Annotated in this window: 24 protein-coding genes; 18 read left to right on the top strand and 6 right to left on the bottom strand. The window is 72.0% G+C overall.

Annotated elements, in window-relative coordinates:
• Window positions 1-107: 107 nt before the first annotated feature.
• On the top strand, window positions 108-1,025 hold the full coding sequence (locus DPM19_RS24290; protein ID WP_111870318.1) for an NAD-dependent epimerase/dehydratase family protein: 918 nt from the start codon (window positions 108-110) through the stop codon (window positions 1,023-1,025).
• On the opposite strand, the gene DPM19_RS24285 is transcribed toward DPM19_RS24290, so the two are convergent.
• Complete coding sequence (locus DPM19_RS24285) at window positions 1,015-2,328, bottom strand: activator-dependent family glycosyltransferase (protein ID WP_111870317.1); 1,314 nt, start codon at window positions 2,326-2,328, stop codon at window positions 1,015-1,017. The genes DPM19_RS24290 and DPM19_RS24285 overlap by 11 nt on opposite strands.
• 148 nt (window positions 2,329-2,476) lie before the next feature.
• Here DPM19_RS24285 and DPM19_RS24280 point away from each other — a divergent pair, with 148 nt between their 5' ends.
• From DPM19_RS24280 to DPM19_RS24270, 3 genes are all read left to right on the top strand, one after another.
• Complete coding sequence (locus DPM19_RS24280) at window positions 2,477-3,232, top strand: NAD-dependent epimerase/dehydratase family protein (RefSeq protein ID WP_111870316.1); 756 nt, start codon at window positions 2,477-2,479, stop codon at window positions 3,230-3,232.
• Window positions 3,233-3,391: 159 nt separating this feature from the next.
• Window positions 3,392-4,612 carry an acyl-CoA dehydrogenase family protein gene (locus tag DPM19_RS24275; protein ID WP_111870315.1) on the top strand — a complete coding sequence of 407 codons (1,221 nt, stop codon included), beginning with the start codon at window positions 3,392-3,394 and terminating at the stop codon, window positions 4,610-4,612.
• 65 nt (window positions 4,613-4,677) lie between these two features.
• Window positions 4,678-5,439: a TylF/MycF family methyltransferase gene (locus DPM19_RS24270; protein ID WP_111870314.1), complete on the top strand. Its 762-nt coding sequence runs from the start codon at window positions 4,678-4,680 to the stop codon at window positions 5,437-5,439.
• Between the two features lie 73 nt (window positions 5,440-5,512).
• Here DPM19_RS24270 and DPM19_RS24265 read toward each other — a convergent pair whose 3' ends face one another.
• Window positions 5,513-6,460: an aromatase/cyclase gene (locus DPM19_RS24265; protein ID WP_111870313.1), complete on the bottom strand. Its 948-nt coding sequence runs from the start codon at window positions 6,458-6,460 to the stop codon at window positions 5,513-5,515.
• Window positions 6,461-6,490: 30 nt separating this feature from the next.
• Window positions 6,491-8,101 carry an FAD-binding oxidoreductase gene (locus DPM19_RS24260; protein WP_199485261.1) on the bottom strand — a complete coding sequence of 537 codons (1,611 nt, stop codon included), beginning with the start codon at window positions 8,099-8,101 and terminating at the stop codon, window positions 6,491-6,493.
• Window positions 8,102-8,330: 229 nt separating this feature from the next.
• Here DPM19_RS24260 and DPM19_RS24255 point away from each other — a divergent pair, with 229 nt between their 5' ends.
• Together DPM19_RS24255 and DPM19_RS24250 are read left to right on the top strand one after the other, a co-directional pair.
• The gene (locus tag DPM19_RS24255; RefSeq protein ID WP_111870312.1) at window positions 8,331-9,329 is read left to right on the top strand and encodes an ATP-binding cassette domain-containing protein; all 999 of its coding nucleotides are present in this window, start codon (window positions 8,331-8,333) and stop codon (window positions 9,327-9,329) included.
• A gap of 1 nt (window position 9,330) precedes the next feature.
• Window positions 9,331-10,098 carry an ABC transporter permease gene (locus tag DPM19_RS24250; RefSeq protein ID WP_111870311.1) on the top strand — a complete coding sequence of 256 codons (768 nt, stop codon included), beginning with the start codon at window positions 9,331-9,333 and terminating at the stop codon, window positions 10,096-10,098.
• Between the two features lie 44 nt (window positions 10,099-10,142).
• On the opposite strand, the gene DPM19_RS24245 is transcribed toward DPM19_RS24250, so the two are convergent.
• Window positions 10,143-10,928: an SDR family NAD(P)-dependent oxidoreductase gene (locus DPM19_RS24245; protein ID WP_111870310.1), complete on the bottom strand. Its 786-nt coding sequence runs from the start codon at window positions 10,926-10,928 to the stop codon at window positions 10,143-10,145.
• A 159-nt stretch (window positions 10,929-11,087) separates the two neighbouring features.
• On the opposite strand from DPM19_RS24245, the gene DPM19_RS24240 reads away from it, so the two are divergent.
• From DPM19_RS24240 to DPM19_RS24220, 5 genes are all read left to right on the top strand, one after another.
• A complete protein-coding gene (locus tag DPM19_RS24240) occupies window positions 11,088-11,906 on the top strand; it encodes an NAD(P)H-binding protein (protein ID WP_111870309.1) in 819 nt (272 codons plus the stop codon).
• An 86-nt stretch (window positions 11,907-11,992) separates the two neighbouring features.
• Entirely contained in the window at window positions 11,993-13,174 is a 1,182-nt protein-coding gene (locus DPM19_RS24235) for a class I SAM-dependent methyltransferase (protein ID WP_111870308.1), read from the top strand.
• Between the two features lie 49 nt (window positions 13,175-13,223).
• Window positions 13,224-14,444, top strand: coding sequence for a nucleotide disphospho-sugar-binding domain-containing protein (locus DPM19_RS24230; protein WP_111870307.1), 1,221 nt, complete (start codon window positions 13,224-13,226; stop codon window positions 14,442-14,444).
• A 107-nt stretch (window positions 14,445-14,551) separates the two neighbouring features.
• Window positions 14,552-15,319: an SDR family NAD(P)-dependent oxidoreductase gene (locus tag DPM19_RS24225; protein ID WP_111870306.1), complete on the top strand. Its 768-nt coding sequence runs from the start codon at window positions 14,552-14,554 to the stop codon at window positions 15,317-15,319.
• A gap of 4 nt (window positions 15,320-15,323) precedes the next feature.
• Window positions 15,324-16,601, top strand: coding sequence for an activator-dependent family glycosyltransferase (locus tag DPM19_RS24220; RefSeq protein WP_111870305.1), 1,278 nt, complete (start codon window positions 15,324-15,326; stop codon window positions 16,599-16,601).
• A 53-nt stretch (window positions 16,602-16,654) separates the two neighbouring features.
• On the opposite strand, the gene DPM19_RS24215 is transcribed toward DPM19_RS24220, so the two are convergent.
• Window positions 16,655-17,803: an aromatic ring-hydroxylating oxygenase subunit alpha gene (locus DPM19_RS24215; protein WP_111870304.1), complete on the bottom strand. Its 1,149-nt coding sequence runs from the start codon at window positions 17,801-17,803 to the stop codon at window positions 16,655-16,657.
• 140 nt (window positions 17,804-17,943) lie between these two features.
• On the opposite strand from DPM19_RS24215, the gene DPM19_RS24210 reads away from it, so the two are divergent.
• The 5 genes from DPM19_RS24210 to DPM19_RS24190 all read left to right on the top strand — a co-directional run bounded on the left by DPM19_RS24210 (window position 17,944) and on the right by DPM19_RS24190 (window position 23,034).
• The gene (locus tag DPM19_RS24210; protein WP_111870303.1) at window positions 17,944-18,657 is read left to right on the top strand and encodes a class I SAM-dependent methyltransferase; all 714 of its coding nucleotides are present in this window, start codon (window positions 17,944-17,946) and stop codon (window positions 18,655-18,657) included.
• A 92-nt stretch (window positions 18,658-18,749) separates the two neighbouring features.
• Window positions 18,750-19,898, top strand: a complete 1,149-nt coding sequence (locus DPM19_RS24205) for a nucleotide disphospho-sugar-binding domain-containing protein (protein ID WP_111870302.1) — start codon at window positions 18,750-18,752, stop codon at window positions 19,896-19,898.
• Between the two features lie 67 nt (window positions 19,899-19,965).
• Window positions 19,966-20,769, top strand: coding sequence for a phytanoyl-CoA dioxygenase family protein (locus tag DPM19_RS24200; protein WP_199485260.1), 804 nt, complete (start codon window positions 19,966-19,968; stop codon window positions 20,767-20,769).
• A gap of 7 nt (window positions 20,770-20,776) precedes the next feature.
• Window positions 20,777-22,057: an activator-dependent family glycosyltransferase gene (locus DPM19_RS24195; protein WP_111870300.1), complete on the top strand. Its 1,281-nt coding sequence runs from the start codon at window positions 20,777-20,779 to the stop codon at window positions 22,055-22,057.
• Window positions 22,054-23,034: an SRPBCC family protein gene (locus DPM19_RS24190; RefSeq protein ID WP_199485259.1), complete on the top strand. Its 981-nt coding sequence runs from the start codon at window positions 22,054-22,056 to the stop codon at window positions 23,032-23,034. Before DPM19_RS24195 ends, DPM19_RS24190 begins: the two co-directional genes overlap by 4 nt.
• A 7-nt stretch (window positions 23,035-23,041) precedes the next feature.
• Here the strand turns inward: DPM19_RS24190 and DPM19_RS24185 are convergent, their stop codons facing one another.
• A complete protein-coding gene (locus DPM19_RS24185) occupies window positions 23,042-23,371 on the bottom strand; it encodes a muconolactone Delta-isomerase family protein (protein WP_111870299.1) in 330 nt (109 codons plus the stop codon).
• A gap of 151 nt (window positions 23,372-23,522) precedes the next feature.
• Between DPM19_RS24185 and rfbB the strand changes: the two genes are divergently transcribed.
• Window positions 23,523-24,512, top strand: a complete 990-nt coding sequence (gene rfbB, locus DPM19_RS24180; RefSeq protein WP_111870298.1) for a dTDP-glucose 4,6-dehydratase — start codon at window positions 23,523-23,525, stop codon at window positions 24,510-24,512.
• Complete coding sequence (rfbD, locus tag DPM19_RS24175) at window positions 24,509-25,423, top strand: dTDP-4-dehydrorhamnose reductase (RefSeq protein ID WP_111870297.1); 915 nt, start codon at window positions 24,509-24,511, stop codon at window positions 25,421-25,423. Before rfbB ends, rfbD begins: the two co-directional genes overlap by 4 nt.
• The last annotated feature ends 1 nt before the right edge of the window (window position 25,424 follow it).

Genomic DNA, 25,424 nt, shown 5'->3' with positions numbered 1-25,424 from the left:
ACTGATGGACGCCGCGCCGGAAGCCGCGCGAGCGGACCTCGAACCGCACCGGACAGCATCGGGACGACCGCGATCGCAGCGGGCGATCGGACAGCCGAGGGGGAGCCATGGGGCGGGTGGCGGTGGTCGGCGCGACCGGTTGCGTCGGACGCCAGATCTGCCCCGCCTTCGCCCGCCGCGGCCACGAGGTCCTCGCCATCGCCCGGCACCCGGCCCGGCACATCGCCAGCTACCGGTTCCTGCCGCTCGACATCGCCGCCCTCGAACCCGAGGAGACCGCGCGCACCCTCCAGGCCGAGCGGGTGGACGTGGTGGTCAACGCCGCGGGCCGCTGGGGGCCGACCGAGGCGGAGATGGTGCACTCCCACGGCGGGCTCGTGGAGCGGCTGGTGGCGGCGATGGACCTGCTGCCCGGGCGGCCCAGGGTGGTGCACCTCGGCTCGGTGCACGAGTACGGCCCGGTGCCGGCCGGCACGCTCATCGACGAGTCGATCGCGCCGAACCCGAGCAACGCGTACGCGCGGACCAAGCTGGCGGGCTCCACGGCCGTGCTCGACGCCACCCGCGCGGGCCGGATGGACGGTGTCGTGCTGCGCGCGGTCAACATCTACGGACCGCACCCGCCGCAGGAGACCTTCCTGGCCGCGTTGCTGCGGAAGCTGCACGGGGCGACGTCGGGCGGCGTGATCGAGGTGAGCATCGCCCCCGCCCGGCGGGACTTCGTCGATGTGCGGGACGTGGCCGAGGCGGTGGTGAAGGCCGCGGCGGCCCCGGTCGTCGGCCGGGTCGTCAACATCGGCCGGGGCGAGGCCATGGAGATGCACGAACTGGTCACGCTGCTGTTCAGCGCCGCGGGCCTCCCCCTCGACATGCTGAAGGTCAGGGACGAGCAGGTGCCCAACAGGGGTGGCGGCGGCGACTGGACCAGGGCCGACATCCGGCTCGCGGCGGAACTGCTGGGCTGGCGGCCGGAGATCAGCCCGTGGGAGTCGGTGCGGGCCATGTGGGACGCGTTCACCTACTGATCGCGGTCAGCCTTTCGAGCACCGGGACGAGGTCGGCGGGGCCCAAGGTGCCCAGCGCCTCGGTCCGCAGCCGCGCCGCGCTCTCCTGGAAGGACCGCTCTTCCAGCACGCGTACCAGCAGGTCCCGCAGCCCGGCGGCGGAGATCTCCGCGGTGCGGGGCAGGTGGAGCGCCGCGCCCGACCGGTGCATCAGCTGCGCCCTGGCCTCGGTGTCCCACAGGTCGGCGGGGATGATGACCTGCGGAACCCCGTGGGCCAGGGCGGTCAGGGTGGAACCGAACCCGCCCTGGTGGACGATCGCCGAGCAGGTGGGCAGCAGCTCGTTCAGCGGGACGAAGTCGACCGCGCGCACGTTGTCCGGCACCCGGCCGGCGGTGGCCAGTTGCTCGGCGTCCAGCGTCGCCACCACCTCCACGTCGAGGTCGGCCGCCGCGCCCAGCAGCTCGCCGATCGACACCTTGTCGCCGCCCATCACCTCGCGGAACGACAGCCCCAGGGTCAAGCACACCCGGGGGCGCTTGGGCGGCTCGCGCAACCACTCCGGCATCGCCGCGGGCCCGTTGTAGGGCACGTAACGCACCGGCACGTAGTGGTGGTTCACCGGCAGCCGCAACGACCCCGGCATCGGGTCGATGGTCCACTGCCCCATCACCAGGTCCTCGCTGAACTCGCCGCCGTAGCGGCCCGCCACCCCGTCCAGCCACTCGGCCATGGGGTCGTCGCGGAGCAGCGCCGGGCGATCCGCCACCGCCGCCAGGTACTGCCCCCGCATCCAGCCGACCAGGTCCAGGCCGTACAGCATCCGGGCGTGCGCCGCACCGCAGGCCTGCGCCGCCACCCCGCCCGCGAAGACCAGCGGATCCCAGATCACCAGGTCCGGGCCCCACCCGCGCATGAACGCCACCAGCTCGTCGAGGGCGTGCTCCTCGGTGACGCTGTCGAAGGCCAGGCTCGCCATGACGGTGAACATGCCCTGCATGTAGTCGAGGGTGATCTTTTCGGGTTGGAGCTCGTCCAGCCGCATCAGCAGTTCCGGGTCCGGCTCCTCGCCGGGCTCCAGGGCGAACCCGGCGCCGGACTCCCGGTCCCGCTCCTTGGCCCGTTCCTCTTCCTGGATCCTCTCCTCCAGGTTGAGCATCTCCCCGATCGGCACCGCGGTCAGGCCGGAGCCGGTGATGTCGTCCACCACGTCGGGCTGGCTGATCACGCACACCTCGTGGCCCGCCGCGCGCAGCGCCCACGCCAGCGGGACCTGCGGATACGCGTGCGCCTTGGCCGGATACGTCACGAACAGGACCCGCATGACTCCTCCTCTGGGACGACGGGCCCGATGCTCGCGACATCTTCTCGCGGCTCGCTCGACCCGGCCGTTCGACCGGGGCGCGAGGATTTCGCCGCGCCGCCACTCTTAGCTGGAGGCCGTGACCTCGATGGGACGTCAGGTTGGCTGAATGGAGATCATCGGCAGCGGGTTCATTGCGCGCCACCTCCGGCCGCTGCACGGCGCGCATCCCGACACGGTCGTTCTGGCGGCCGGGGTACCCCGGCAGAAGCTGCCGGACTCCGAGCATCGCCGGGAGGCGGCGCTGGTGACCGAGACGATCCAGCGCTGCCTGCGGGAGCGCCGGGTGCTGGTCTTCTTTTCGACGGCGAGCATGTACGGCGGCCCCGGCTGCCAGGGCCGGGAGGACGATCCCGTCGTCCCGTCCACCCGGTACGGCCAGCACAAGTACGACCTGGAGACGGTGATCCGGGAATCCGGGGTCGACCATCTGATCCTGCGCCTCAGCTACGTGCTGGGGCCCGGCGGGCCGGAGTTCCGGCTGATCCCGGCGCTGGTCAGGCAGATCGTCTCCGGGCGCGTCCGGGTCCAGCCCGGGTCGCGCCGCGACATGCTCTACGTGTCCGACTTCGTGACGATCATGGATCGGCTGCTGGACGCCAAGGTCCGCAACCAGATCGTGAACGTCGCTTCGGGCGACTGCGTGGACATCGTCCAGATCATCAAGTACATCGAGTACCGGCTCGGGGTCACCGCGGAGCGGCAGACGGTCGCCGACGACAGCGTCTCCCACTGCCCCTCCGTGGCCAAGCTCCGCGAGCTGATCCCCGAGGTCACCGAGATGGGTTTCGGCCCCGGCTACCACCGGCACGCCATCGAGCGCTACCTGAACGAGACGGGCCCGGTGAAGGAGACCCACCCCTGATCGCGGGCCCCGGGCCGCCCGCTGGAGAAGCCGTGGAGCATCGCTGGACGCGCGGCCGGAAGCGGCACGCTAGCGGACCTCGAACCGCGCCGGACAGCATCGACGTCGACCGCGATCGCACCAGGCGACCGGGCATGTGAGAGGAAGACGGGGAACGCAATGGCGGTGCACAGCAGCGACCCGGCGGCCGTACGGGAGTTCCGCGAGCCGGTGACTCCTGCCGGCCGCGCCCTGCTCGACCTCCTCGCCGGACACTTCCAGCAGATCCGGGACGAGGCCGAGGAGCACGATCGCAACAGCACGATGCTGGTCGACGTCTTCACCGGCCTGCAGAAGGACGGTGTGCTCGGCGCCACCGTCCCGGTCGAGCTCGGCGGCCTGGGCGTCGACTCCCTGTACGACGTCTGCCTCGCGCTCATGTCGGTGGCCGAGGCCGACGCCTCCACCGCGCTCGCCCTGCACATGCAGCTCAGCCGCGGGCTGACGCTGACGCACGAGTGGCGGCACGGCGGCGACACCGCACGGTCGCTGGCCGAGCGCCTGCTGCGCCCGATGGCCTCGGGCGAGGCGGTCGTGTGCACCACGGTCAAGGACCCCGGCGGCGGTCGCGTCGTCACCCGGCTGACGCCCGCCGAGGACGGCGGCTGGGTACTGTCCGGCCGCAAGATCCTGGCGAGCATGGCGCCGATCGCGACGCACTTCGTGGTGTCGGCCAGGGCGGAACCGGCGGAGGGGCCGCACCGGTCGGCCGCCGCGATGCTGACCCGCCAGACCCCCGGCCTCACCGTCACCGACCGCTGGGACGGGCTCGGCATGCGCTCCTCCGGCAGCGTCGACATCGTGCTGGACGAGTGCCCGATCGCCGCCGGCGACGTCTTCCTGCGCGGGCCCGTCGGCGAGCGCGACGACGCCACCCTGGCGGGGCAGACGGTCAGCTCGATCACGATGCTGGGGATCTACACCGGCATCGCGCAGGCCGCACGGGATTTCACGGTCCACGCGCTGCGGCGGCGGGGCACGCCCGGCGCGGCGACGCGCACGCTCGTGACGGAGATCGAGGCCCGGCTGTACGCGCTGCGCACGACGGTCGCCGCCACGCTCGCCTCCGCCGACTACTACAACAGCGAGTTCACCGGCGATCCGGCCGAGCGCGGCCGTCGCATGATGTTCGACTTCCAGCGCGCCAAGCTCATGGTCAACCACCTGGCCCCCGAGATCGTCAACAACTGCCTCACGGTGATCGGGGGCGCCTCGTACGTGGCGAGCAACCCGCTGTCGCGGTACTACCGGGACGTGCGCGCGGGCGCTTTCATGCATCCCTTCACCTACCCGGACGCCGTGGACTACCTGAGCGACACGACGTTCGATCACGCCGGGTGAGCGCCCGCTCGATCCCGCAACCTGACGCAACCCGAGCAGCCGACCGACGGTGAAGGGACACCACGATGACCGTGCCGCGCAGCGGCGCAGACCACTACCTGGGTCTGCTCAAGAAGGTCCTGACCAACGTCATCTACGAGGATGACCGCTTCCCGCACTGGGGCCTGCCGGACCCCGGTTACGAGCGGGAGGCCAGGGTCACGGGCTTCGACTGGCCGACCGTCGCCCACACGATGGTCGGGCTGGCCCGGCTCGACAACGTCCAGGAGTGCCTGGAGTCGGTGCTCGCCGACGGCGTTCCCGGCGACTTCGTCGAGACCGGGGTCTGGCGCGGCGGCACGTGCATCCTCGCCCGCGGGGTTCTCTCCGTGCACGGCGTCACCGATCGCACCGTGTGGGTCGTCGACTCCTTCGAGGGCATCCCGACGACCGACGAGGGCAGCAACTCGCTCGACCAGGAGATGAAGCTGCACGAGCACAACGACGTGCTGGCCGTGCCGATGAAGGAGGTCGAGCGGAACTTCGAGCGCTACGGCCTGCTCGACGACCAGGTGCGGTTCCTGCCCGGCTGGTTCAAGGACACGCTGCCGGACGCGCCGATCGAGCGCGTCGCCGTGCTCCGGCTCGACGGCGACCTCTACGAGTCCACCATGGACAGCCTGACCCACCTCTACCCCAAGCTGTCCGTCGGCGGTTACGTCATCGTGGACGACTACATCCTTCCGGCCTGCGCGCAGGCCGTGCACGACTTCCGCGAGCGGCACGGCATCGAGGACGAGCTCACGCCCATCGACCAGGTCGCGTGCTACTGGCGGCGCAGCGCCTGAACCTCCGGGCCGGTCATACGAAGACCACCGCGCACCCGGCCGGGTGCGCGGTGGTCTTCGTATGCGGCGCCCGTCAGACGGTGGCCGCCTCCACGTGGGCCTTGGCGTGGTTCATCGTCGCCGTGCTGTTGCGGCCGAGGGCGTCGCGGACGAACGCGCGGGCGTCGGCGACCGTCTTGCCCTCGCCGAGGACCGTGGTGACCGCCGCGGGGGCGATGACGACCGTGTGGGCCGAGGTGATCAGCGTTCCGTCCGCGTCCTCCTCGAACGTCCACTGCCCGGTGTGCACGGACAGCAGCGCCGGCGTCCGGAGCTGCTTGTAGACGATCTTCTCGTGCGGGAAGCAGATCCGCACCGACATGGTGGTGTGCACCGAGCCGTTGGGGGCCCGGGTGTCCATCTCCAGCGACTGCACGTTCGGGGTGTCCTCGCCGAGCACCACCCGGGAGACGTGCGGCAGCCGCTCCTTCCAGCGCGCCGCGTCGTAGACGAAGTCGTAGGCGTCCTTGGCCGGCCCGGCGACCCGCACCGAGTCGGCGAAGGACAGCAGCAGCTCGTCGGGCCCGTTCCCCTGCTCGGCCGCCGACCGCAGCGCGGCCAGCTCGGCGTCGCTGTTGCGGTCGATCGCCTGCCGGATCCAGGCCACCTTCTCGGGGTCGTCCCCCACCGCCCGGAAGTCGTGGAGCAGGCGGACGCGGGACTGCGTCTCCCCCACCGGTTCGATCACCCACTCCCCGCCCATGCTCGCCACCGGGGGCTGCGAGACCTCCTGCCGGAAGCGGACGCTGAGCCCGCCGCGGTCGAGGTGCCGGCGCGAGGTCCAGCCCTTCACCTCGCCGTTGGCGGTGGCCCAGATGCTGATCCGCTCCTCGGTCTCGCCGCGCTCGACGTGCTCGATGTGCACGGTCGGCGGGAAGACGCGGGGCCATGCGCCGACGTCGGCGACCAGGTCGAAGACCCGTTGCGCCGGCGCCGACACCATGATCTGGTGTTCGGCCTCGTGGACTTCGGGTTGCACCATGTTCTTCCGTTCCTCCGTTCGGAGCCGGACTCAGTTGGACGGGCGGATGGCCAGGGCGTGCCGGAAGGCGTCCCGCGGATCCCAGTGCGCTTTGACCTGCTGGAGCCGCCGGTAGTTGTCCCGGTAGTACAGGGCGTGCCAGGGGACGCCCGAGGTGTTCCACTCGGGATCGGCGAGGTCGACGTCGGGATAGTTGATGTAGGCGCCGCTGTTCACCGGGCCCGGTGCGGGGACGCCACCGGTCCCCGCGTACATCTCCTTGTACAGCCGGCGCATCATCGCCAGCTGCGGGTCCCGCTCCGCGGCGTCCACCCACGCCGTGTCGTAGAGGGCCATGAACAGCGCGTCGCGATGGGCCATCGCGGTGGCGGCGGACGGAACAGTGTTGATCTTTCCGCCGAAGAGGCTGAGCGACACCAGCGTGCCCCAGCGGGTGCCGCCGCCCTCGGTCAGGAAGCGGTGGACGGCCCCGATCTGCGCGTCCGTCCAGGCCTTGCGCTGCAGGGCGGCCTTGGTCTTGAACTCGACCCTCCCCCAGCTGGATCCCTGGTACAGCGCGGAGTCGATCCACTGCTGGGAGCCGAACCCGGACTGGTGCGCAGCGCCGACGTCCTTGGTGACCGCCTCGGCGTAACGCCGCAGCAGCCGGTCGGCGTCCGGCACGGCCTCGTCCAGATGCACCCAGACCATGATCGGCTGGCCGCTCTCCCGGTGGCTCAGGGTGATGCCGCCGCCGAGGCCGTCGTAGGGGGAGGGGCCCGCGGCGTCCTTCTCGTGCCAGGCGCCGAAGTTGCGGACGAGCCGGCTGAAGTCCGCCTCGTTCATGTCGTCCCACTGCCAGGTGATGGAGCAGTAGCGGTACGTCCGGGGGGGCTTGGGAAGGAGGTCGGCGGGGTTGCGGCCACGGGCCTGCGGCGACCGCAGCAGGTAGCGGGTGACGATCCCGAAGTTCCCGCCGCCGCCACCGGTGTGCGCCCACCACAGGTCCCGCTCGGGGCCGGTGGAGTCACGTGTCGCCACGACCCGCCGGGGGTTGCCGGACCGGTCGACGACCACGATGTCCACCCCGTAGAGGTGGTCGGCGACCACGCCGTGGCTCCGGGAGAGCGCGCCGTAGCCGCCGCCCGCGATGTGCCCCCCGGCTCCCACGCTCGGGCACGCGCCGCCGGGGATCGTGACCCCCCACCCCAGGTAGAGGGTCCGGTAGATCTCGCCGAGCGTGGCGCCGGTCTCGACGGCGAAGGCCTGGTACCGCGGGTCGAAGTACACCGCGTTCATCTCGGACGTGTCGATGACGACGCGTACGGCCGGGTCGTCCACGAAGTTCTCGAAGCAGTGGCCGCCGCTGCGCACCGCGACGCGCCCGCCCCCGCGCATCGCCTCTCCCACCACCTGGACGACCTGGTCGGGTGATCCGACCAACCGGACCGAGTCCGGCCGTCCGGTGAACCGGCCGTTGGCGCCGCGGGTGGTCAGGTAGCCGTAGCGGGGGTCGTCCTTTCCGATCACGACGGGCCCCAGCGGCGGGGATGCGCCGCCGGCCCGCACGCCCGCGGGCGCGGCCAGCGCCGGTCCGCCCAGCAGCGCGGCACCGCCGGTCCCGGCCATGCCTCCGATCAGCGCACGGCGCGATACCTCCACGTACACCCACCACCCATCATCCCGCGGGACCTGCGGAACACAGCGTGGAGGTGGCGTCTCGCGGCGGGCTCGAAGGCCGCTGAACGGGGTGCCGCAATGGGTGAGAAACACTTGTCAGGCTTCCTGACAGTGACGTATGAAACCGCCTTAGCCTTGTCCAGTCAAGCCCTCCTTCCTGATTTCGGGAGGGCCATGTCCGTCTGCCAAATGTGAGCTTGGAGCGGATTGCATGATTCACACGCGCAACCTGACCCGGAGCTTCCGCGTCAAGCGGAAGAAATCCGTAGAAGCCGTCCGCGGCCTCAACATCGATATCGAGCAGGGGGAACTGGTCGCCTTTCTCGGGCCGAACGGCGCGGGCAAGTCGACGAGCTTCCGGATGCTGACCACCCTGCTGCCGCCGACCTCGGGAACCGCGCTCGTGGCCGGGCGGGACGTGCAGGCCGACCCGGTGGCCGTGCGCGGCCGGATCGGCTACCTGGGCCAGGGCAACGGGGCCGGGCGCGACTACCGGGTCACCGACGAGCTCCTCACCCAGGGACGCATCTACGGGCTGAGCCGGTCCGAAGCCCGCCGCCGCAGCGGTGAGCTGCTCGAATCGCTGGACCTGGGGCCGCTGGCCAACCGGGAGGCCGGCAAGCTGTCAGGCGGCCAGCGCCGCCGGCTCGACATCGCGATCGCCCTCGTCCACCGGCCCGGACTGCTCTTCCTGGACGAGCCGTCCACGGGGCTGGACCCGCAGAGCCGCGCCGACGTCTGGGGGCACATCGGGCGGCTGCACGAGGAGTTCGACACGACGATCTTCTTCAGCACCCACTACCTGGAGGAGGCCGACCAGTGGGCCAAGCGCGTGCTGGTCATCGACCAGGGACTGGTGATCGCCGACGACACCCCCGAGAACCTCAAGGCGAACCTGGCCGGTGACCGCATCACCATCACGGTCGGCACGCCGGAGGACGCCAAGAACGCCGCGGAGATCGCCGAGCGGATGGAGGCCCCCCGCGAGGTCACCGTCGACGGCACCAAAGTCACCCTGCGGATGAGCCGCGGGGACGCGGTCCTGCCGGAGTTCGTCCGCGCGCTGGACGCCGCCGGCGTCAAGGCGCTCACCGCCGAGCTCTGGCGGCCCACGCTCGACGACGTCTTCCTCGCGCTCACCGGCCGGACACTGCGGGAGAGCGAGCTGGAGGACGACCAGGCCGACACCTCCGACTGGCAGGGAGCCTGAGATGAGAAGACTCGTCACCGACACCGGGATCGCGTTCACCCGGGAGATCACTCCCGAGCTGCGGTACCCCACCACCATCGTCCTCAGCATGATGACGCCCCTGATCTTCCTTGGGCTGTTCGGCCCGCTGCTCACCGGCGTGCCGGGACTGGAGGTCGGGCTGCCGGGCGCGTCGCCCTGGCAGTGGTTCCTGCCGGGGATCGTGGTCCTGCTCGCCCTGACCGGAACGGCGGGGGCGGGCGCCGGCCTGCTCAACGAGTCGCTCAGCGGGTCGTTCGAGCGGCTGCTGGTCACCCCGATGAACCGGCTGGCGATGCTGCTCGGGCGGACGCTGAAGGAGATCGTCACGCTGAACGCGCAGGCCCTCCTGCTCATCCTCATCCTGCTGCCGACCGATTTCCGGCTCTACTTCCTGGGCACCCTGGTGGGGCTGGTCATGCTCTCGGTGTTCGCGGTCGGGATCGGCGCCCTGTCCTTCACCCTGGCGGCCGTCTCCAAGAGCCAGACCGTGTTCTACGGGGTGCAGCAGATGACGAACTTCCCGCTGGTGCTGCTCTCCGGCGTGCTGCTGCCCATGGACGTCGCGCCGGGCTGGCTGCACACGATCAGCCGCTTCAACCCGGCGACCTACCTCGTCGAGGCCGAGCGGGCCCTGTTCGTCGGGGACTTCGGCGACAGCTCGGTGCTGTACGGGGCGATCGCCTCGGTCGGCATCGCGGCGGTCGGCCTGTACCTCGGCGGCCGCGCCATGACCCGCGTGACCCTGTGAACCGGCGGGACCGGGGTGCCCGGCACCCCGGTCCCCCGGCCCGCTCAGTAGTTGCCCAGCCCGCCGCAGACGTTGATCGCCTGCGCCGTGATGGGCGCGGCCGCCTCGGTGATCAGGTAGCCGACCAGGCCCGCGACCTCTTCCGGCGTGGTGTACCGGCCGAGCGGGATCTTGGCCTCGAACCGTTCGAGCACCTCGTCCGTGGTGATGTCCCACACGCCGGCGTAGCCCTGCCGGACCCGCTGGGCCATCGGCGTCTCGACGTAGCCGGGGCAGACCGCGTTGACCGTGACGCCGGTCTTGGCCAGCTCCAGCCCGACCGCCTTGGTGAACCCGACCACACCGTGCTTGGAGGCCGAGTACGGCGCGCCGAGCACCACACCCTGTTTCCCGCCAGTGGAGGCGATGTTGATGATTCGACCCGTACCCCGCTCGATCATGCCGCCGGTGGTCAGCGCCTCCCGGGTCATCCGCAGGACGCTGTTGAGGTTGGTGTCGATGACGTCCAGCCAGAGCTCGTCCGTCAGCCCGGCGGCGGGGCCGCCGCCGCTGCGGCCCGCGTTGTTGACCAGCACGTCGATCGGCCCGAAGCGGTCGACCGCCGCCCCGACGAACCCGCGCACCTCCTCGGTGGATCGCACGTCGCAGGCCTGCCCGTCGGCCTCGACGCCCTGGTCGCGCAGCTGCTTGACGGTGTCGGAGACGTCGTCGGCGCTCCGCGCGCACAGGAAGACCCGCAGGCCGCTCCCGCCGAGCAGGCGCGCGACGGCCAACCCGATCCCGCTGGTGGCGCCGGTGATGACAGCGTGTCGCCCGTCCGTCTTGGACATGGCCCCTCCCGGAACGTTACTTTCGGCAAAGCGCGTGATCCGCCTGAGGGTGACAGCGGCCGCTCAACACGCGCTGGACCCCTCCTTTCGAGTGTTTCGAGACCGCGGGACGGAAGTCTCGGCAGACTGCAACGTCAAGATCGGGATGGAGTGGTGGCGATGACCGTGCTCGTGACAGGAGCGACCGGGAACGTGGGACGGCACGTGGTCGCCGGGCTGCTGCGCGCGGGCGAGCAGGTGCGGGCCATGACGCGGGCACCGGAGAGGGCCGGCCTGCCCGCGGCGGCCGAGACGGTCCGCGGCGACCTCACCGAGCCCGACACCGTGGCGACCGCCCTCAACGGGGTCGACCGGGTCTACCTCTTCCCGCTGCCCGGTACGGCCGCCGACTTCACCGGGCTGGCCAGGAAGGCCGGGGTGGAACGCATCGTCACCCTGTCGTCGGTGTCGGCCGAGTACGCCGACGGCGACTACAGCGGTGACTACCACCGGGAGGTGGAGCAGGCGGTGGAGGGTTCCGGGGCCGAATGGACCCACGTCCGCCCCGGCGAGTTCATGGCCAACCTGCTGGGCCAGTGGGGGCCGTCCGTCCGGGCGGACGACACGGTCCGCGCCCCGTTCGGCGGCACCAGGTGCACGATGGTGCACGAGGCCGACATCGCCGATGTGGTGGTGACCGCGCTGACGGAGGACGGCCACGCCGGAGCCGCGTACACCTTCGCCGGGCCGCAGTCGCTGACCAGGCGCGAGCACGTCCGGATCATGGGCGAGGTGCTCGGGCGGGAGATCCGCTTCGAGGAGCTGACGGTGCCGCAGGCCCGGGAGCTGTACCTCGCGCAGGGCATGCCGCCCGAGGCCGTCGACTGGCTGCTCCAGGACCCGGTGGACGTGCCGGTGGGCCCGACGGCCGAGCGGGTCACGGGGCGGCCGGCGCGGACCTTCGCGCAGTGGGTGGCCGACCACCGAGCGGACTTCTGACCGCTTCAGCCGCGTTCAAGCCCGCGTCGAGAGGTCCCGCCCACGCTGGGCGGGACCTTTCCGCGGACCGATGGGGAAGCGCCGCCATGGTGGATGTTCGAACCGACCTGATCCAGCGACTGATCCGCGCCGGAACCGGCTCCGACGAGGAGATCGCCGTACTGCTGGACGACGTGGGCCTGCCCCGGTTCGTCCAGGCGCTCACCGAGGAGATCGTCTTCCGCTGCCCGGAACCCGCCAACACGATGCCGATCGACGTGGCGCTCGAGGTCACGTACGGCAAGGAGAGCCACACCAGCGTGCTGCGGGTGGCGCAGGGTGCGGCGGTCACCGTGGTCGAGGAGGAGTCCGCCACGGTGTGGTCGAAAATCGGCATCAGCGCGGCCGACCTGCTGCGCCGGCTGTTCGGGCCCGCCGACAGCCGGCGGACCGGGGACTTCCACAACTCCTTCGTGCCGGCGCCCGAGGACCGCGCCCAGTTGCAGGCGATGTACTTCAAGCTGGACACGCTGATGCGCGCGGCGGCCCAGGCGACGCACACCGTCATGTCCGGCTGCTCGGCACGGTGCGGGGAACTGGGCAACCTGTCGATCCGGTACGGCTCGGACAAGTGGGCGAGCTTCCACTGGTACACCCCCCACTACGAGCGCCACTTCGCGCCGTACCGCGACCGGCCCGTCCGGGTACTGGAGATCGGGATCGGCGGGTACGAGGACGACCTGGGCGGCCCGTCGCTCAAGATGTGGAAGCGTTACTTCCACCGGGGCCTGATCTTCGGCCTCGACCTCTACGACAAGTCGGCGCTGAACGAGACCAGGCTGACCGCGCTGACCGGCGACCAGGGCGACCCCGGCGCGCTGGTCGCGATGGCCGAGGAGCACGGCCCGTTCGACATCATCATCGACGACGGCAGCCACATGAACGACCACGTGCACACCTCGTTCCGCGCGCTCTTCCCCTACGTGCGCACCGGCGGGCTCTACGTGGTGGAGGACCTGCAGACCGCCTACTTCTCCGACTTCGGCGGCAGCTCCGGCGGGGTCGCCGAGCCGCACACCTCGATCGGCCTCCTCAAGGCCCTGCTGGACGACGTGCACTTCCAGGAGCACGCGACGGAGGACGGCGCCGAGCCCAACCTGACCCAGAGCACGGTGACGGGCCTGCACGTCTACCACAACATCGCCTTCGTGGAGAAAGGCGTCAACGGCGAGGACACCCTCCCCGCGTGGATGCACGCCGACGCCTGGGAGGCGCTGGGCGCCAAGTAAGCCGAGTAAACCGACCGGAAACCCCGCCGGAAACCTGGAAGGAACCGCCGTGCGCGTGCTCTTCACCGTGTCCTCGTGGCCCACCCAGTACTCGGCGATGGTGCCGCTGGGCTGGGCCCTGCAGGCGGCCGGCCACGAGGTGCGGGTGCTGTGCGCCGCCTCGCAGGTGGGGCCCGTCAGCCAGGCCGGCCTGCTCCCCGTCCCCGTCCTGGACGGCATGGAGGAGGTCATGCGGCTCCGTCTCCAGTACTACTGGGAGGCCGTGACGGGCATCTGGCCGTACACGTGGCTGCCGCCGCACCCGCTGACGGGCGAGCCCATGGACGACCTCGCCGACTTCGACCCGGCCGGCTTCGACGCGGACGTCGCCCCGGCCCTCGCCGAGCGGGCGGACCGGTCCTTCGACGCGGCCGTGGAGTTCGCCCGGGGCTGGCGCCCCCAACTCGTCCTGCACGACCCCGGCAGCCTGGAAGGGCTGCTGGCGGCCAGGGCGACGGGGGTTCCGGCCGCGCTGTGCCTGTGGGGTCCGGCGAGCGTCCACGACCCCGAGCACATGCGCATCGTGCCGACCGACCACAGCGGCGCCTTCCCCCGGCACGGCCTGGGCGAGTTCGCGCTCGACATGATCGAGAACGTGGTGGACCCGAACCCGCCTTCGCTGGACGTGCCGGTGCACGCCACCCGGCTGCCGGTCCGGTACGTGCCCTACAACGGGTCCAAGCCGGTGCCGGCCTGGACGCTGGAGCCGGCGCGCCGGCGCCGGGTCTGCGTGACCTGGTCGACCGCGCTGTCAACGGTTTCCGGACCCGGCTCCTACCTGCTGCCCGCGATCCTCCAGGGGCTCGGCGACCTGGACTGCGAGGTCGTCGTCACCGCCACCGCACACGACGTGGCCGCCCTCGGCGACGTGCCCGCGAACGCGCGCGCGGTGGAACACGTACCGCTGGCGACCTTCCTGCCCGGCTGCGCGGCCGTCGTGCACCACGGGGGCAGCGGCAGCTCGCTGACCTCCCTGTGGTCGGCCGTCCCGCAGCTCATCGCGACCTTCGCCGCCGAGCAGGCCGTCACCGGCAGGCGGGTCGCGGCCTCGGGCGTGGGCCTGCACCTCCCGGGCGACCAGGCCGACCCGGAGCGCATCCGCGCCGGGGTACGGGCCCTGCTCGACGACGACTCCTACCAGGCCGCCGCGGGCAAGCTCCGCGAGGAGATCATGGCGGCCCCCACCCCCGCCGAACTCGTCGGCACCCTGGAGCGCCTGGCCGCGGGCTGAACGCCGTTCACCGTATCCGGTGCCGCTCGCACGGTGCTCGATCCCCCGTCGCGCGGCGCCCGTGGCCGGACCACCCCGGCTCCAGTGCCCGCGCCTACGGTGCGGGCATGACTGCGACATCCGAGGACCCCGCGGCACGCGGCGTGATCGTCACCGGTGGCGGCACCGGCATCGGCCGGGCGACCGCCCGGGCCTTCGCCCGGCAGGGCGCCCAGGTACTCATCGTCGGGCGCACCGAATCGACCCTGATCGAAACCGCCAAGGAGCATCCCGGCATCCGGGTGCTCGCCGCCGACATCACCGACCCCGAGGTCCCCCGGCTCGTCGTGGACACCGCGGTGCGCGAGTTCGGCCGGCTCGACGTCCTGGTGAACAACGCCGCCGTGCTCGGCTACCGGCCGCTGCCGCACATCGACCGCGACCTGGCCGACCGGCAGCTGGGCACCAACCTGGTCGCGCCGATCTTCCTGACGCAACGCGCGCTGGACCCGCTGGAGGCCACCGGCGGGACCGTGGTGAACCTCAGCACGGCCGGCTCGCTCGGCCTGCGGTCCTGGCCCAACAACAGCCTCTACGGCGCCGCGAAGGTCGCGCTCGACTTCCTCACCCGGACCTGGGCCGTCGAGCTGGGGCCGCGCGGCATCAGGGTGGTGGGCATCGCCCCCGGCGTCATCGACACCGCCTCGGGCCCCCAGATGGGCATGACGCCGGAGCAGTACGCGGGCTTCCTCCAGCAGATCAGCACCCAGGCGCCGGCCGGGCGCGTCGGCACCCCCGAAGAGGTCGCCTGGTGGATCGTGCAGCTGACGAGCCCGGAGGCCGCCTACGCCAACGGGATGGTGCTGCCGGTCGACGGCGCGCTGTCCCTCACCTGAGCCGATGCGGGTCCTGTTCCAGCCCTTCGCCGCGAGCACCCACGTCAACACGCAGGTCCCGTTGGCGTGGGCGCTGCGCAGCGCCGGGCACGAGGTGTGCGTCGCCGCCCAGCCGGACGTCGTGGACGACATCACGCGCGCCGGCCTCACCGCGGTGCCGGTCGGCGAGACGCTCGACGTGGGCGCCAAGATGAACCCGGACGACGGCGACGAGATCGAGGAGATCCGGGACCAGTCCTGGCTCGGCGTCCTGGACCCCGGCCGGATCGGCCTCGACCCGCCGCCGCACGACCATCTCCAGGCCCTCTTCGCCGCGTGGACGCCGATGGTGTACCAGAACACGATCCCGGACGCGATGATCGACGAGCTGGTCGACTTCGCCCGGCGCTGGCGTCCGGACCTGGTGGTCTGGGACACGATGACCTTCGCCGGGCCGGTGGCCGCGCGGGCCTGCGGCGCGGCGCATGCGCGGCTGATGTTCGGCCTCGACCTGGTCGGCCTGATGCGCGAGCACTACCGGGGGCGGCTGGACCGGCTGCCGCCGGAGCTGCGCGACGACCCGCTGGAGGAGTGGCTGGGCCGCGCGCTCGACCGGTACGGCCTGGAGTTCACCGAGGACATGGTGGTCGGCCAGTGGACCATCGACCCCGTGCCGTCCTCGCTGCGGCTGCCGGTGCGGCACCCGTACCTGCCGGTCCGGTACGTCCCGCACAACGGCCGGACCACGGTCCCCGGCTGGCTGCGCGAGGCGCCCGGGCGGCGCCGGGTCTGCCTCACCCTGGGCGTCTCGTTCCGCGAGGTCGCCGGCGGTGACCGGGCCTCGGTCAACGAGTTGCTGGAGGCCGTCGCCGACCTGGACGTCGAGGTGGTGGCGACCCTGAACGCCGAGCAGCTCGACGCGGCGCGCGGGCTCCCGGACAACGTGCGCGCGGTCGACTTCGTCCCCCTCGACCTGCTCCTGCCGAGCTGCTCGGCGATCATCCATCACAGCGGTTCCGGCACGTTCATGACCGCCCTGGCGCACGGGGTTCCGCAGGTCATCGTGCCGACCAGGATGTGGTGCAACGGGCCGCGGGCGGACCTGGCCCGGGACTCGGGGATCGCGTTGTGCTGCGAGCCGGAGGAGCTGACGGCCGACCGGCTGCGGACCATGGTGACGCGCGTCCTGGAGGAGCCGTCCTTCGCCCGGAACGCGGCGCGGGTGCGCGCCGAAATGCTCGGCACCCCGTCGCCGCGCGAGCTCGTCCCGGTGCTGGAGAGGCTGACGGCCGAGTACCGCTGAACGCGGCGCCCCCTCCCGTGGGGGCGCCGCGTCCGGCGGTGTTCCGCGGTGTTTCAGAGCTGGCCGGGCCACGCCCCGTCCTCGCGCAGCAGGGCCCGCGCCAGGTTCTGGTAGAAGAGCAGCACGCCCGGCTCCTTGGGGCTGAGGTGGCCGCGGCCGGCGAACCGCGAGCCCACCGAGCGCTGCACGGCCTCCAGCCCGTGCCGGTCCTCGGCGTTGATCATGGCGGCGTAGCCCTCGCTCTCCTTGCGGATCGTGTCCCGATCGGCGCCCTCGATCAGCGCGGCGGGCATGAGCACGCCGCCGCGCACCTGGGTGCGGTCGATGGACTGCGGGATGAGGCTGAGCCAGACCACCATCTCACCGGAGGCCGCGAGGCTGCCGGACGGGAAGACGAAGAAGGCGTACAGATGCGCCTTCTCCTCCTCGGTGAGCGGCAGGATCGCCGCCTCCAGGGGCTCGGTGTAGCGGACGCGCATGATGTTCGCCCAGGGCGAGTCGGCCCGCACCGACGTCTCGGCCCCGCCGGGGGTGGACGGTTGCAGGGTCTCCGGGTGGAAGCCCAGGACGTGGTAGTTCTCGTGGGCGTTCTCGACGGCGACCTTCCAGTTGCAGTTCCACTCCTCGACCCAGCCGCCGACCTGCACCATCTCGTCCAGCCGGTAGTTGGCCAGGTCCTCGCCGACCCGCGCCAGGTGCGGAGCCAGCGGCTCGGCGCCGGCATCCAGGTTGACATGCACGAACCCCTGCCACTGCGCCACCGCGAACCGCGGCAGACGGCAGGTCTTCGGGTCGAAGTCGGGGTTGCCCTTCATGAACGTGGCCCCGATCAGCCGCCCGTCCAGCCCGTACCGCCACAGGTGGTACGGGCAGGTGAACGAGTCGGCGCGGCCGGACCCCTCCTCCACCACCGGCATCATCCGGTGCCGGCAGATCGGGGACAGCGCGTGCAGCTCGCCGTCGCGGTCCCGGGTCACCACCACCGGTTCACCGGCCACCGACAGGGCCACGTACGAGCCCGGCTCGGCCAGCTCGTCGGCGTGCGCCACCAGCACCCACGACCGCCCGAACACCCGCGTCCGCTCCAGCTCCCACAGCTCCGGCGACACGAACGCCTCCGGCGGCAGGCTCAGCGCCGGCGCGTCCTCCCGCAGGTAGTCCCCCAGCTCGTCCAGCAGCGCCGAAGTGTCCGCAGCGGTCATGGCCGGGCTCCCCTCGTGGGCTCGGGTTCGGTCCGCCGCCGACACTGCCCGCCGCCGCTGGTGAACCGGTGCAGGATCGCTGGAACGCCCTCCACCGGATGCCCGGGCGTCCTCCAGCCGGACGGCGCACCGTCCCCCTCATGTACGGCACCGAAATCACCGAGATCTACGAACTGATCCACCAGGGCCGCGGCAAGGACTACCAGGCCGAGACCGAGGAGATCGCCCGGCGGGCGCGATCCCTGCTGCCCGGGGCCCGGTCGCTGCTGGACGTCGCCTGCGGCACCGGCGCGCACCTGCGGCACTTCGCCGGGCTGTTCGACCATGTGGAAGGGCTCGAACTGTCGGACCCGATGGTCGAGGCGGCGCGCGGGCGGCTGCCCGGCGTCACGGTCAACGCCGGTGACATGCGCGCCTTCGACCTCGGCCGGACCTTCGACGTGATCACCTGCATGTTCGGGTCGATCGGTTACACCGCCGGCGTCACCGAGCTGGAGTCGACGCTGCGCGGGTTCGCGCGGCACCTGGCGGCCGGCGGGGTCGTCGCCATCGACCCCTGGTGGTTCTCCGAGACCTACCTCGACGGATACGTGTCCGCCGACGTGACGACCGTGGACGAGCGGACCGTCGCCCGGGTCTCCCACTCGACCCGCGAGGGCGACGCCTCCCGGATGAACGTGCACTACGTCGTCGCCGATGCGCGGTCGGGCGCGCGGCACTTCGCCGAGACGCACCTCATCAGGCTGTACACCCGGGCGCAGTACGAGGCGGCCTTCGACGCCGCCGGGTTCGCCGTGGAGTACGTCGCGGGCCTGCACTCCGGCCGCGGGCTGTTCGTCGGTGCCCGGCGGTGACCGGGTCTCCAGCGTCCGTCGATCCCGGTGAGAGGGCCGCCTGGCACGGTGACGCGGTGTCGGAACCAAGGCGTCTTTTTGGTGGGGCAATCATGCGTGCACTGTTCGTCACCTCTCCCGGGCTCGGCCATCTCTTTCCGACCGTGCCGCTGGCACAGGCGCTCCGCGCGGCGGGGCACGAGGTCCGCTACGCGACGGGCGGGCTAAGCCTGGCCGTCTCGGACGCCGGGCTGGACGTCATGGACGTCACGCCCGGGCTGGACTACCTGAAGGTCTACATGCCCGACGAGGCGGACGGCGAGGCCGATGCCGCCAACCCGATGTTCGCCGACGACCCCGACGACCTCGCCCTGGCCAAGCTGTTCGGCCGGGTCTCGGGGGTCATGGTCGACGGCACGCTCGCGGCGGCCCGGTCCTGGTCTCCCGACCTGGTCATCTCCCCGCCGCTCCAGGGGGCGGGGCCGCTCGTCGCGGCCGCGCTGAACCTGCCGCACGTCGAGCTCAGGCTCGGCTCCTACGACAGCGGCGCGCGGCTCGCCGAGACGGTCCGCGCCGCCATGGCCGCGCACTACGACCGGCACGGCGTCACCGGCGAGCCGCGGGCGCGGGCGCAGATCACGATGTTCCCGCCCAGCTTCCAGGCGCTGCTGCCCGAGCAGCGGCGCTCGCCCGGCGCCTGGCCGATGCGGTACGTGCCCTACAACGGCGGGGCCGTCCTGCCCGACTGGCTGCTGCGGCCGGCCGAGAAGCCGCGGATCGCGGTCACCCTCGGCACCATCGAGGCCCAGTGGGGCGGCATCGCGATGCTGGCCCCGCTGCTGGCGGCGGCCGGCGGGGTGGACGCGGAGTTCGCGGTCACACTCGGCGGCGGCGACGCCGCGCTGCTGGGCGAACTGCCGCCCAACGTCCGCATCGTGGAGTGGGCCCCGCTCGACGTCCTGCTGGAGACCTGCTCGGCCGTCATCCACCACGGCGGCAGCGGGACGACGATGACCGCGGTGGCCGCCGGCATACCGCAGTGCGTGCTGCCGCGCGGCTCCTACCAGCAGACCGGCGGTGACCTGCTACCCCGCCGCGGCATCGGGATCGTCTCCGAGCCCGAGTCGGTGGGGGTCACCGAATGCCAGACCCTGCTCAAGGACGAGGCGCTGCGGGACGCGGCCCGGCAGGCGCGCGACGAGCTGCTGTCGATGCCGGCCCCGGCCGACCTGGTGGCCCGGCTGGCCGGCCTGGCCCGCTGACGCCCGCCCGGTACGCCCACGAGACATCCACGAGACACCCCACAGGACACCCCACAGGACACGAGGAATGAGCGACATGGTGGCCCTCGGCGACCCGACCACGGCCGAATCCCTGACCGACGAGACCGTCCGCAGTTACCACGACCGGGGGTTCGTCCACCTCCCCCAGGTCCTCTCCCCGGAGGAGGTGGCGACCTTCCGGGCGGCCGCGGAGGAACTGCTGGACAAGGAGGGCCCGGAGATCTGGGGCGCCTCGGCGGAGGAGACCCAGGTCCACTACGTCGAGGCGGCCTGGCTCAAGCACCCGGACCTGCGCCGGCTCGCCCTGCACCCGGTGATCACGGAGATCGCCGAGCGGCTCTCCGGCGGGCCGCTGCGCCTCTACGGCACCGACGTGCTGAAGAAGGACCCGCACGTGCACCTGCCGACCGTCATCCACGACGACGAGCCGGGCCTCCCGCTGGCGGGCCTGTCCCGGACGCTGACGGCCTGGACCCCGCTGGTCGACGTCCCGGCGGACCGCGGCAGCCTCATCTACGTTCCCGGCTCGCACCTGCGCCCGGAGACCGAGCGGCAGGTGCACCTGGCGGGCTTCGAGCACTACCGGCCCATGGAGGAGGTCTGGCCGGACTTCCCGTACGCGCCGCGGGTCACCGTCCCGGCCCGGGCGGGCGACGTCATCTTCCACCACTTCCGCACCGTCCACCTGGCCGGGGTCAACACCGACTCCGAACGGCGCCTGGCCTACGGCGTCGTCTACATGGACGCCGACGCCACCTACCGCCCGGGGGTCCAGGACCATCCCGTCGCGCACCTGCGGCCGGGAGAGCCGGTCGCGGGCGAGAAGTTCCCGCTCATCCGCCCGGCCTGAGGTCAGGATGAGAATCCTGATCACCTCGCTCGAAGGCAGCCATTTCCAGCTGCTGGTGCCGATGGCCTGGGCGCTGCGGACCGCCGGCCACGAGGTCAGGACGGCCTGCAAGCCCGAACTGGTGGAGACCGTCACCCGGGCGGGGCTGGCCGCCGAGCCGATCGAGTGCCCGCCGTGGCACGAGCTGCTCGGCGAGTTCCACCACGAGGCGATCGCCTACTACAACACGCTCGACACGACGGGGGTCGACGAGGCCGAGGAGAGCTGGGAAGACCACCTGGCCTACGAGACCATCATCACCCCGGCGCTCAACATGCCGCTGAACTCCGACGAAATGATCGACGAGCTGGTCGGTCTGGCCCGCGCCTGGCGGCCGGACCTGGTGATCTGGGAGACCCTGTGCATCGCCGGGGCGGTGGCCGCGGTGGCCGTGGGCGCGGCCCACGCCCGCCTGGTCTCCGGGCCCGAGCAGGCCATGCAGATCACCACCAGGCGGCACTTCCTCCGGCGGGCGCTGGAGCAGGAGCCCGAGCACCGCGAGGACCCCACCGCCGAGTGGCTGGACTGGACGCTGGAGCGGCTGGGGTCCGCGCGCCGGTTCGACGAGACGATGCTGACCGGCCAGTTCACGATCGACACCAGGCCGCCGAGCCAGCGCGAGGACCTCGGCCTGGAGACCGTGCCGGTGCGGTACCTCCCCTACAACGGCCGCAGCGTCGTCCCGCGCTGGCTGCGCGAACCGCCGGCCAGGCCCCGCGTCTGCCTCACCCTCGGGGTGAGCATCACCGACGAGTACCGGCTGTGGGACCTCGGCTCCCTGCTCGCCGCGATGTTGCGGACGCTGGCGGAACTGGACGTCGAGGTCGTCGCGGCGATCGCCGCCGAGCAGCGCGAGCACCTCCCCGAGCTCGGAGAGAACGTCCGCGTCGTGGACTTCGTACCGATGAACGACCTGCTGCCCACCTGCGCTCTCGTGATCCACCACGCCGGTTACCAGACCAAGGCCACCGGGGAGTTCCACGGCGTCCCGCAGGTCGTCCTCACCGGCTGGGAGTGGGTCTCCGAGGCCATGGGCCACGCCTACGAGGAGCAGGGCACGCTGCTGGCCATCCCGCTGCGCGAGTTCAGCGCCGAACTGTTCCGCGAGAAGGTCGTGCGGGTGCTGACCGAGCCGTCCTTCACCGAGAACGCGCGGCGGCTGCGGCAGGAGATCCTGGCCATGGACCCGCCGAACGACGCCGTCCCGGCCATCGAGAAACTGACCGCCGCACATCGCGAGGAAACATGACGATCATGACCGCGGAGACCTCGGCGCTCCTGGCGGAGCTGGGACGTTACCGCGAACCCGGCGCGCCCGCGCTGAGCCTGCCGCCGAGGGCGTTCGTCTCGGCGGAGCTGTGGGAGCTGGAACGGGCCCGGGTGTTCGGGCGGTCGTGGGTGCTGGTGGCGCACGCCGACGAGCTCGCCGCCCCCGGGTCCCGGGTGGCGCTGTCGGTGGCGGGCGAGCCGGTGGAGGTCGTCCGCGGCGACGACGGCGCGCTGCGCGGAACGCCGCCCGGCCGCCGCCGGCCGGCACCCCGGGTCGAGCAGTGGAACGGGCTGGTGTTCGTGAACCTCGACGCCGGCGCCGAACCGCTGGCCCCGCACCTGGCGCGGGTCGGGGCGGAGCTGGCCGGCCACCGGCTGGACGAGATGGTCCAGGTCGGCGGCTGGCTGGAGGAATGGCGCTGCAACTGGAAGCTGGCCGTGCAGAACGCGCACGAGAACTACCACGCCATGGGGCTGCACCCGAACACCGTGGCGCTCCTCACGCCGCCCGGCGCCGACATGGCGGTGCGCGCCGACTCGCGCTGGGTGACCCGCCTGCTCAGCCCGTTCCGGGAGCCGATGGAACCGGTGGTGCTCGCGCTCGACGACGAGTACAAGGCCAACATGTACAACTGCTGCGTCTTCCCCTGCGGCAGCGTCGCGGCCTTCGGGGACTCGGTCATCTGGATCAGCCTGATCCCGCTGACCGCCGACCGCACCCAGGTGCGCGGCGGGGCGCTCCTACCGGCCGCGATGGTCGAGGGCGCGGACCGCGCGGCCCTGCGCGCGGAGAGCGAGGAGGGGGCGGCCGTGGTCAACGACGAGGACCGGGCGGGCATGGAGGCCGTCCAGCGGTGCGCCGGGGCGCGGTTCGCCGGGCGTGGCCACCTCAGCCCCAAGGAGCCCGGGGTCCTGGCCTTCTACCGGAGCCTCGCGGTGGCCATGCTCGGCGAGTGAGGGCGGGCTATTCGGGCTCGCCCGCGGTGTTTTCGGTGTTTGCGGTATTTTCGAAGGCCCTCGGGTCGAAGCCGCCGACCACGGCCAGCGGAATGACCTCGAACCTGAGGTGCGGGCTGATCGGGTTCTCGTACAGCAGGGTGTTGAGCCGCTCGTGCGACTCGACGTCGTAGATGAGCAGGCCCCCCGACGCCCCGACGCGGATCCAGTTGTGCTTGATGATGCCCTTGTCGACCAGGTTCCGGGTGTAGGCGAATCCCTCGGGCAGTCGGCGCCGGAACTCATCCGCGCTGATCCCGGTCGGTGCCTGCGTCGCCAGCACGGCGAACAATGCCATTGGCTCCTCCTGCGGTGGAACGGGTTCACCGGTATCCGAGGGTCACCGCCCCCGATCGTCAACGCGTCGAGATCCGGTGGAGCGGGCGCGCCCCCCGGGACCCCACCCGTTCTCAGATGGTCTTCGACGGGGCTCCGGCAACCTGCCTGGTGTGAACCTCCTGGTGACCGGAGCGGCCGGCTTCGTCGGTTCCGCCTATGTCCGGATGATGCTCGCCGACGCGCGCGAGCCGCAGATCACGGTGCTGGACAAGCTGACCTACGCCGCGAACCCGGCCAACCTGGCCATCGGCCATCCCCGGCTGCGGTTCGTACAGGGCGACATCCGCGACGCCGAACTGGTCGACAAGCTGATGTCGGAGGCCGACCAGATCGTGCACTTCGCGGCCGAGTCGCACGTGGACCGCTCGATCGAGGGAGCCGAGGACTTCGTGCTCACCAACGTGCTGGGCACCCAGGTCCTGCTGGACGCGGCGCTGCAGCACGGCGTCGGCCCGTTCGTGCACGTGTCGACCGACGAGGTCTACGGCTCCATCGCGACCGGCTCGTGGCCGGAGGACCATCCGGTCCAGCCCAACTCCCCCTACTCGGCGTCCAAGGCCTCCTCGGACCTGTTCGCGCTGGCCTACCACCGCACCCACGGGCTGGACGTGCGGGTGACCCGCTGTTCCAACACCTACGGCCCGCGCCAGTTCCCCGAGAAGATCATCCCACTGTTCGTCACCCACCTGCTGGACGGGCGGAAGGTCCCGCTGTACGGCGACGGGTCCAACGTCCGCGAGTGGCTGCACGTCGAGGACCACTGCCGCGGCGTGGAGCTGGTGCGCACGCGGGGGCGCGCCGGCGAGATCTACAACATCGGCGGCGGTACCGAGCTGACCAACCGCGAGCTGACCGAGCTGCTGCTGGCGGCCTGCGGGGCCGGCTGGGACAGCGTCGAGCACGTACGGGACCGCAAGGGCCACGACCTGCGCTACTCGGTCGACTGCCGCAAGGCGCGCGAGGAGCTCGGGTACCGGCCGCGGCAGGACTTCCGGCGCGGGCTGGAGGCCACCGTCGCCTGGTACCGGGAGAACCGGGACTGGTGGGAGCCGCTGAAGGCGCGCGCGAAGCTGCGCACGCAGATCCAGGCGGTGCGGTGAGGTGGCTGGTCACCGGGGCGGGCGGGCTGCTCGGGCGCGACGTGGTGGCGCGGCTGGCGGGCGACGCGCCCGGCGGTGACCCCGACCGTGACCCCGGCGGTGACCAGGTCGCCGCGCTGGACCGCGCGGGGTTGGACGTCACCGATCTCGCGGCGGTGCGCGCGGCCTTCGCCGAGCACCGGCCCGAGGTCGTCGTCAACTGTGCCGCCTACACGGCCGTGAACGACGCCGAGTCCCACGAGTCGCTGGCGTTGCGGATCAACGGTGACGGGCCGCGGAACCTGGCCGTGGCCTGTGCCGAGCACGGCGTGCGGCTGGTGCACATCTCCACCGACTACGTCTTCCCCGGCGACGCCCGCACCCCCTACTCCGAGGATCACCCGCCCGCGCCGCGCAACGCCTACGGCCGCGGCAAGCTCGCGGGCGAGCGGGCGGTGTCGGCCCTGCTGCCCGGTTCGGCGGCGATCGTCCGTACCGCCTGGCTCTACGGCGCCCACGGCCGCAGCTTCGTCCGCACCATGATCGACCTGGAGTCCCGGTGCGACAGCGTCCACGTCGTGGCCGACCAGTACGGGCAGCCCAGCTGGTCGGCCGACGTCGCCGGGCGGGTCGTCGCGCTCGCCCGCACGCCGGGCGCGGCCGGGATCTTCCATGCGACCAACTCCGGGGAGGCCACCTGGTTCGACCTCGCCCGCGAGGTCTTCCGGCTGGTCGGCGCGGACCCCGCGCGGGTACGGCCCACCACCAGCGAGGTGTACCGCACCCCGGCCCCGCGCCCCGCCTACACCGTGCTCGGGCACGACCGCTGGAAGGACGTCGGCATGGAGCCGCTGCGCGACTGGCGCGGCGCGCTGCACGAGGCGCTGAGCCGGTTCGGCCAGGCCGCGGCCACGGCGGGCCGCGGCGCCTGAC

It is taken from the genome of Actinomadura craniellae, assembly GCF_003289645.1.
In the GTDB taxonomy this organism is placed as follows: domain Bacteria; phylum Actinomycetota; class Actinomycetes; order Streptosporangiales; family Streptosporangiaceae; genus Actinomadura_D; species Actinomadura_D craniellae.
This window is presented reverse-complemented; position numbering and strand designations above follow the sequence as displayed.

What these genes read in the sequence shown, in the direction of transcription:
- DPM19_RS24270 (WP_111870314.1), top strand. Translation starts at nt 4,678, where the DNA reads ATGACCGTGCCGCGCAGCGGCGCAGACCACTACCTGGGTCTGCTCAAG.
- DPM19_RS24280 (WP_111870316.1), top strand. Translation starts at nt 2,477, where the DNA reads ATGGAGATCATCGGCAGCGGGTTCATTGCGCGCCACCTCCGGCCGCTG.
- DPM19_RS24195 (WP_111870300.1), top strand. Translation starts at nt 20,777, where the DNA reads ATGAGAATCCTGATCACCTCGCTCGAAGGCAGCCATTTCCAGCTGCTG.
- DPM19_RS24245 (WP_111870310.1), bottom strand. Translation starts at nt 10,928, where the DNA reads ATGTCCAAGACGGACGGGCGACACGCTGTCATCACCGGCGCCACCAGC.
- DPM19_RS24225 (WP_111870306.1), top strand. Translation starts at nt 14,552, where the DNA reads ATGACTGCGACATCCGAGGACCCCGCGGCACGCGGCGTGATCGTCACC.
- DPM19_RS24240 (WP_111870309.1), top strand. Translation starts at nt 11,088, where the DNA reads ATGACCGTGCTCGTGACAGGAGCGACCGGGAACGTGGGACGGCACGTG.
- DPM19_RS24200 (WP_199485260.1), top strand. Translation starts at nt 19,966, where the DNA reads ATGAGCGACATGGTGGCCCTCGGCGACCCGACCACGGCCGAATCCCTG.
- DPM19_RS24250 (WP_111870311.1), top strand. Translation starts at nt 9,331, where the DNA reads ATGAGAAGACTCGTCACCGACACCGGGATCGCGTTCACCCGGGAGATC.
- DPM19_RS24205 (WP_111870302.1), top strand. Translation starts at nt 18,750, where the DNA reads ATGCGTGCACTGTTCGTCACCTCTCCCGGGCTCGGCCATCTCTTTCCG.
- DPM19_RS24190 (WP_199485259.1), top strand. Translation starts at nt 22,054, where the DNA reads ATGACGATCATGACCGCGGAGACCTCGGCGCTCCTGGCGGAGCTGGGA.
- DPM19_RS24290 (WP_111870318.1), top strand. Translation starts at nt 108, where the DNA reads ATGGGGCGGGTGGCGGTGGTCGGCGCGACCGGTTGCGTCGGACGCCAG.
- DPM19_RS24275 (WP_111870315.1), top strand. Translation starts at nt 3,392, where the DNA reads ATGGCGGTGCACAGCAGCGACCCGGCGGCCGTACGGGAGTTCCGCGAG.
- DPM19_RS24235 (WP_111870308.1), top strand. Translation starts at nt 11,993, where the DNA reads ATGGTGGATGTTCGAACCGACCTGATCCAGCGACTGATCCGCGCCGGA.
- DPM19_RS24285 (WP_111870317.1), bottom strand. Translation starts at nt 2,328, where the DNA reads ATGCGGGTCCTGTTCGTGACGTATCCGGCCAAGGCGCACGCGTATCCG.
- DPM19_RS24255 (WP_111870312.1), top strand. Translation starts at nt 8,331, where the DNA reads ATGATTCACACGCGCAACCTGACCCGGAGCTTCCGCGTCAAGCGGAAG.
- DPM19_RS24210 (WP_111870303.1), top strand. Translation starts at nt 17,944, where the DNA reads ATGTACGGCACCGAAATCACCGAGATCTACGAACTGATCCACCAGGGC.
- DPM19_RS24265 (WP_111870313.1), bottom strand. Translation starts at nt 6,460, where the DNA reads ATGGTGCAACCCGAAGTCCACGAGGCCGAACACCAGATCATGGTGTCG.
- DPM19_RS24215 (WP_111870304.1), bottom strand. Translation starts at nt 17,803, where the DNA reads ATGACCGCTGCGGACACTTCGGCGCTGCTGGACGAGCTGGGGGACTAC.
- DPM19_RS24185 (WP_111870299.1), bottom strand. Translation starts at nt 23,371, where the DNA reads ATGGCATTGTTCGCCGTGCTGGCGACGCAGGCACCGACCGGGATCAGC.
- DPM19_RS24220 (WP_111870305.1), top strand. Translation starts at nt 15,324, where the DNA reads ATGCGGGTCCTGTTCCAGCCCTTCGCCGCGAGCACCCACGTCAACACG.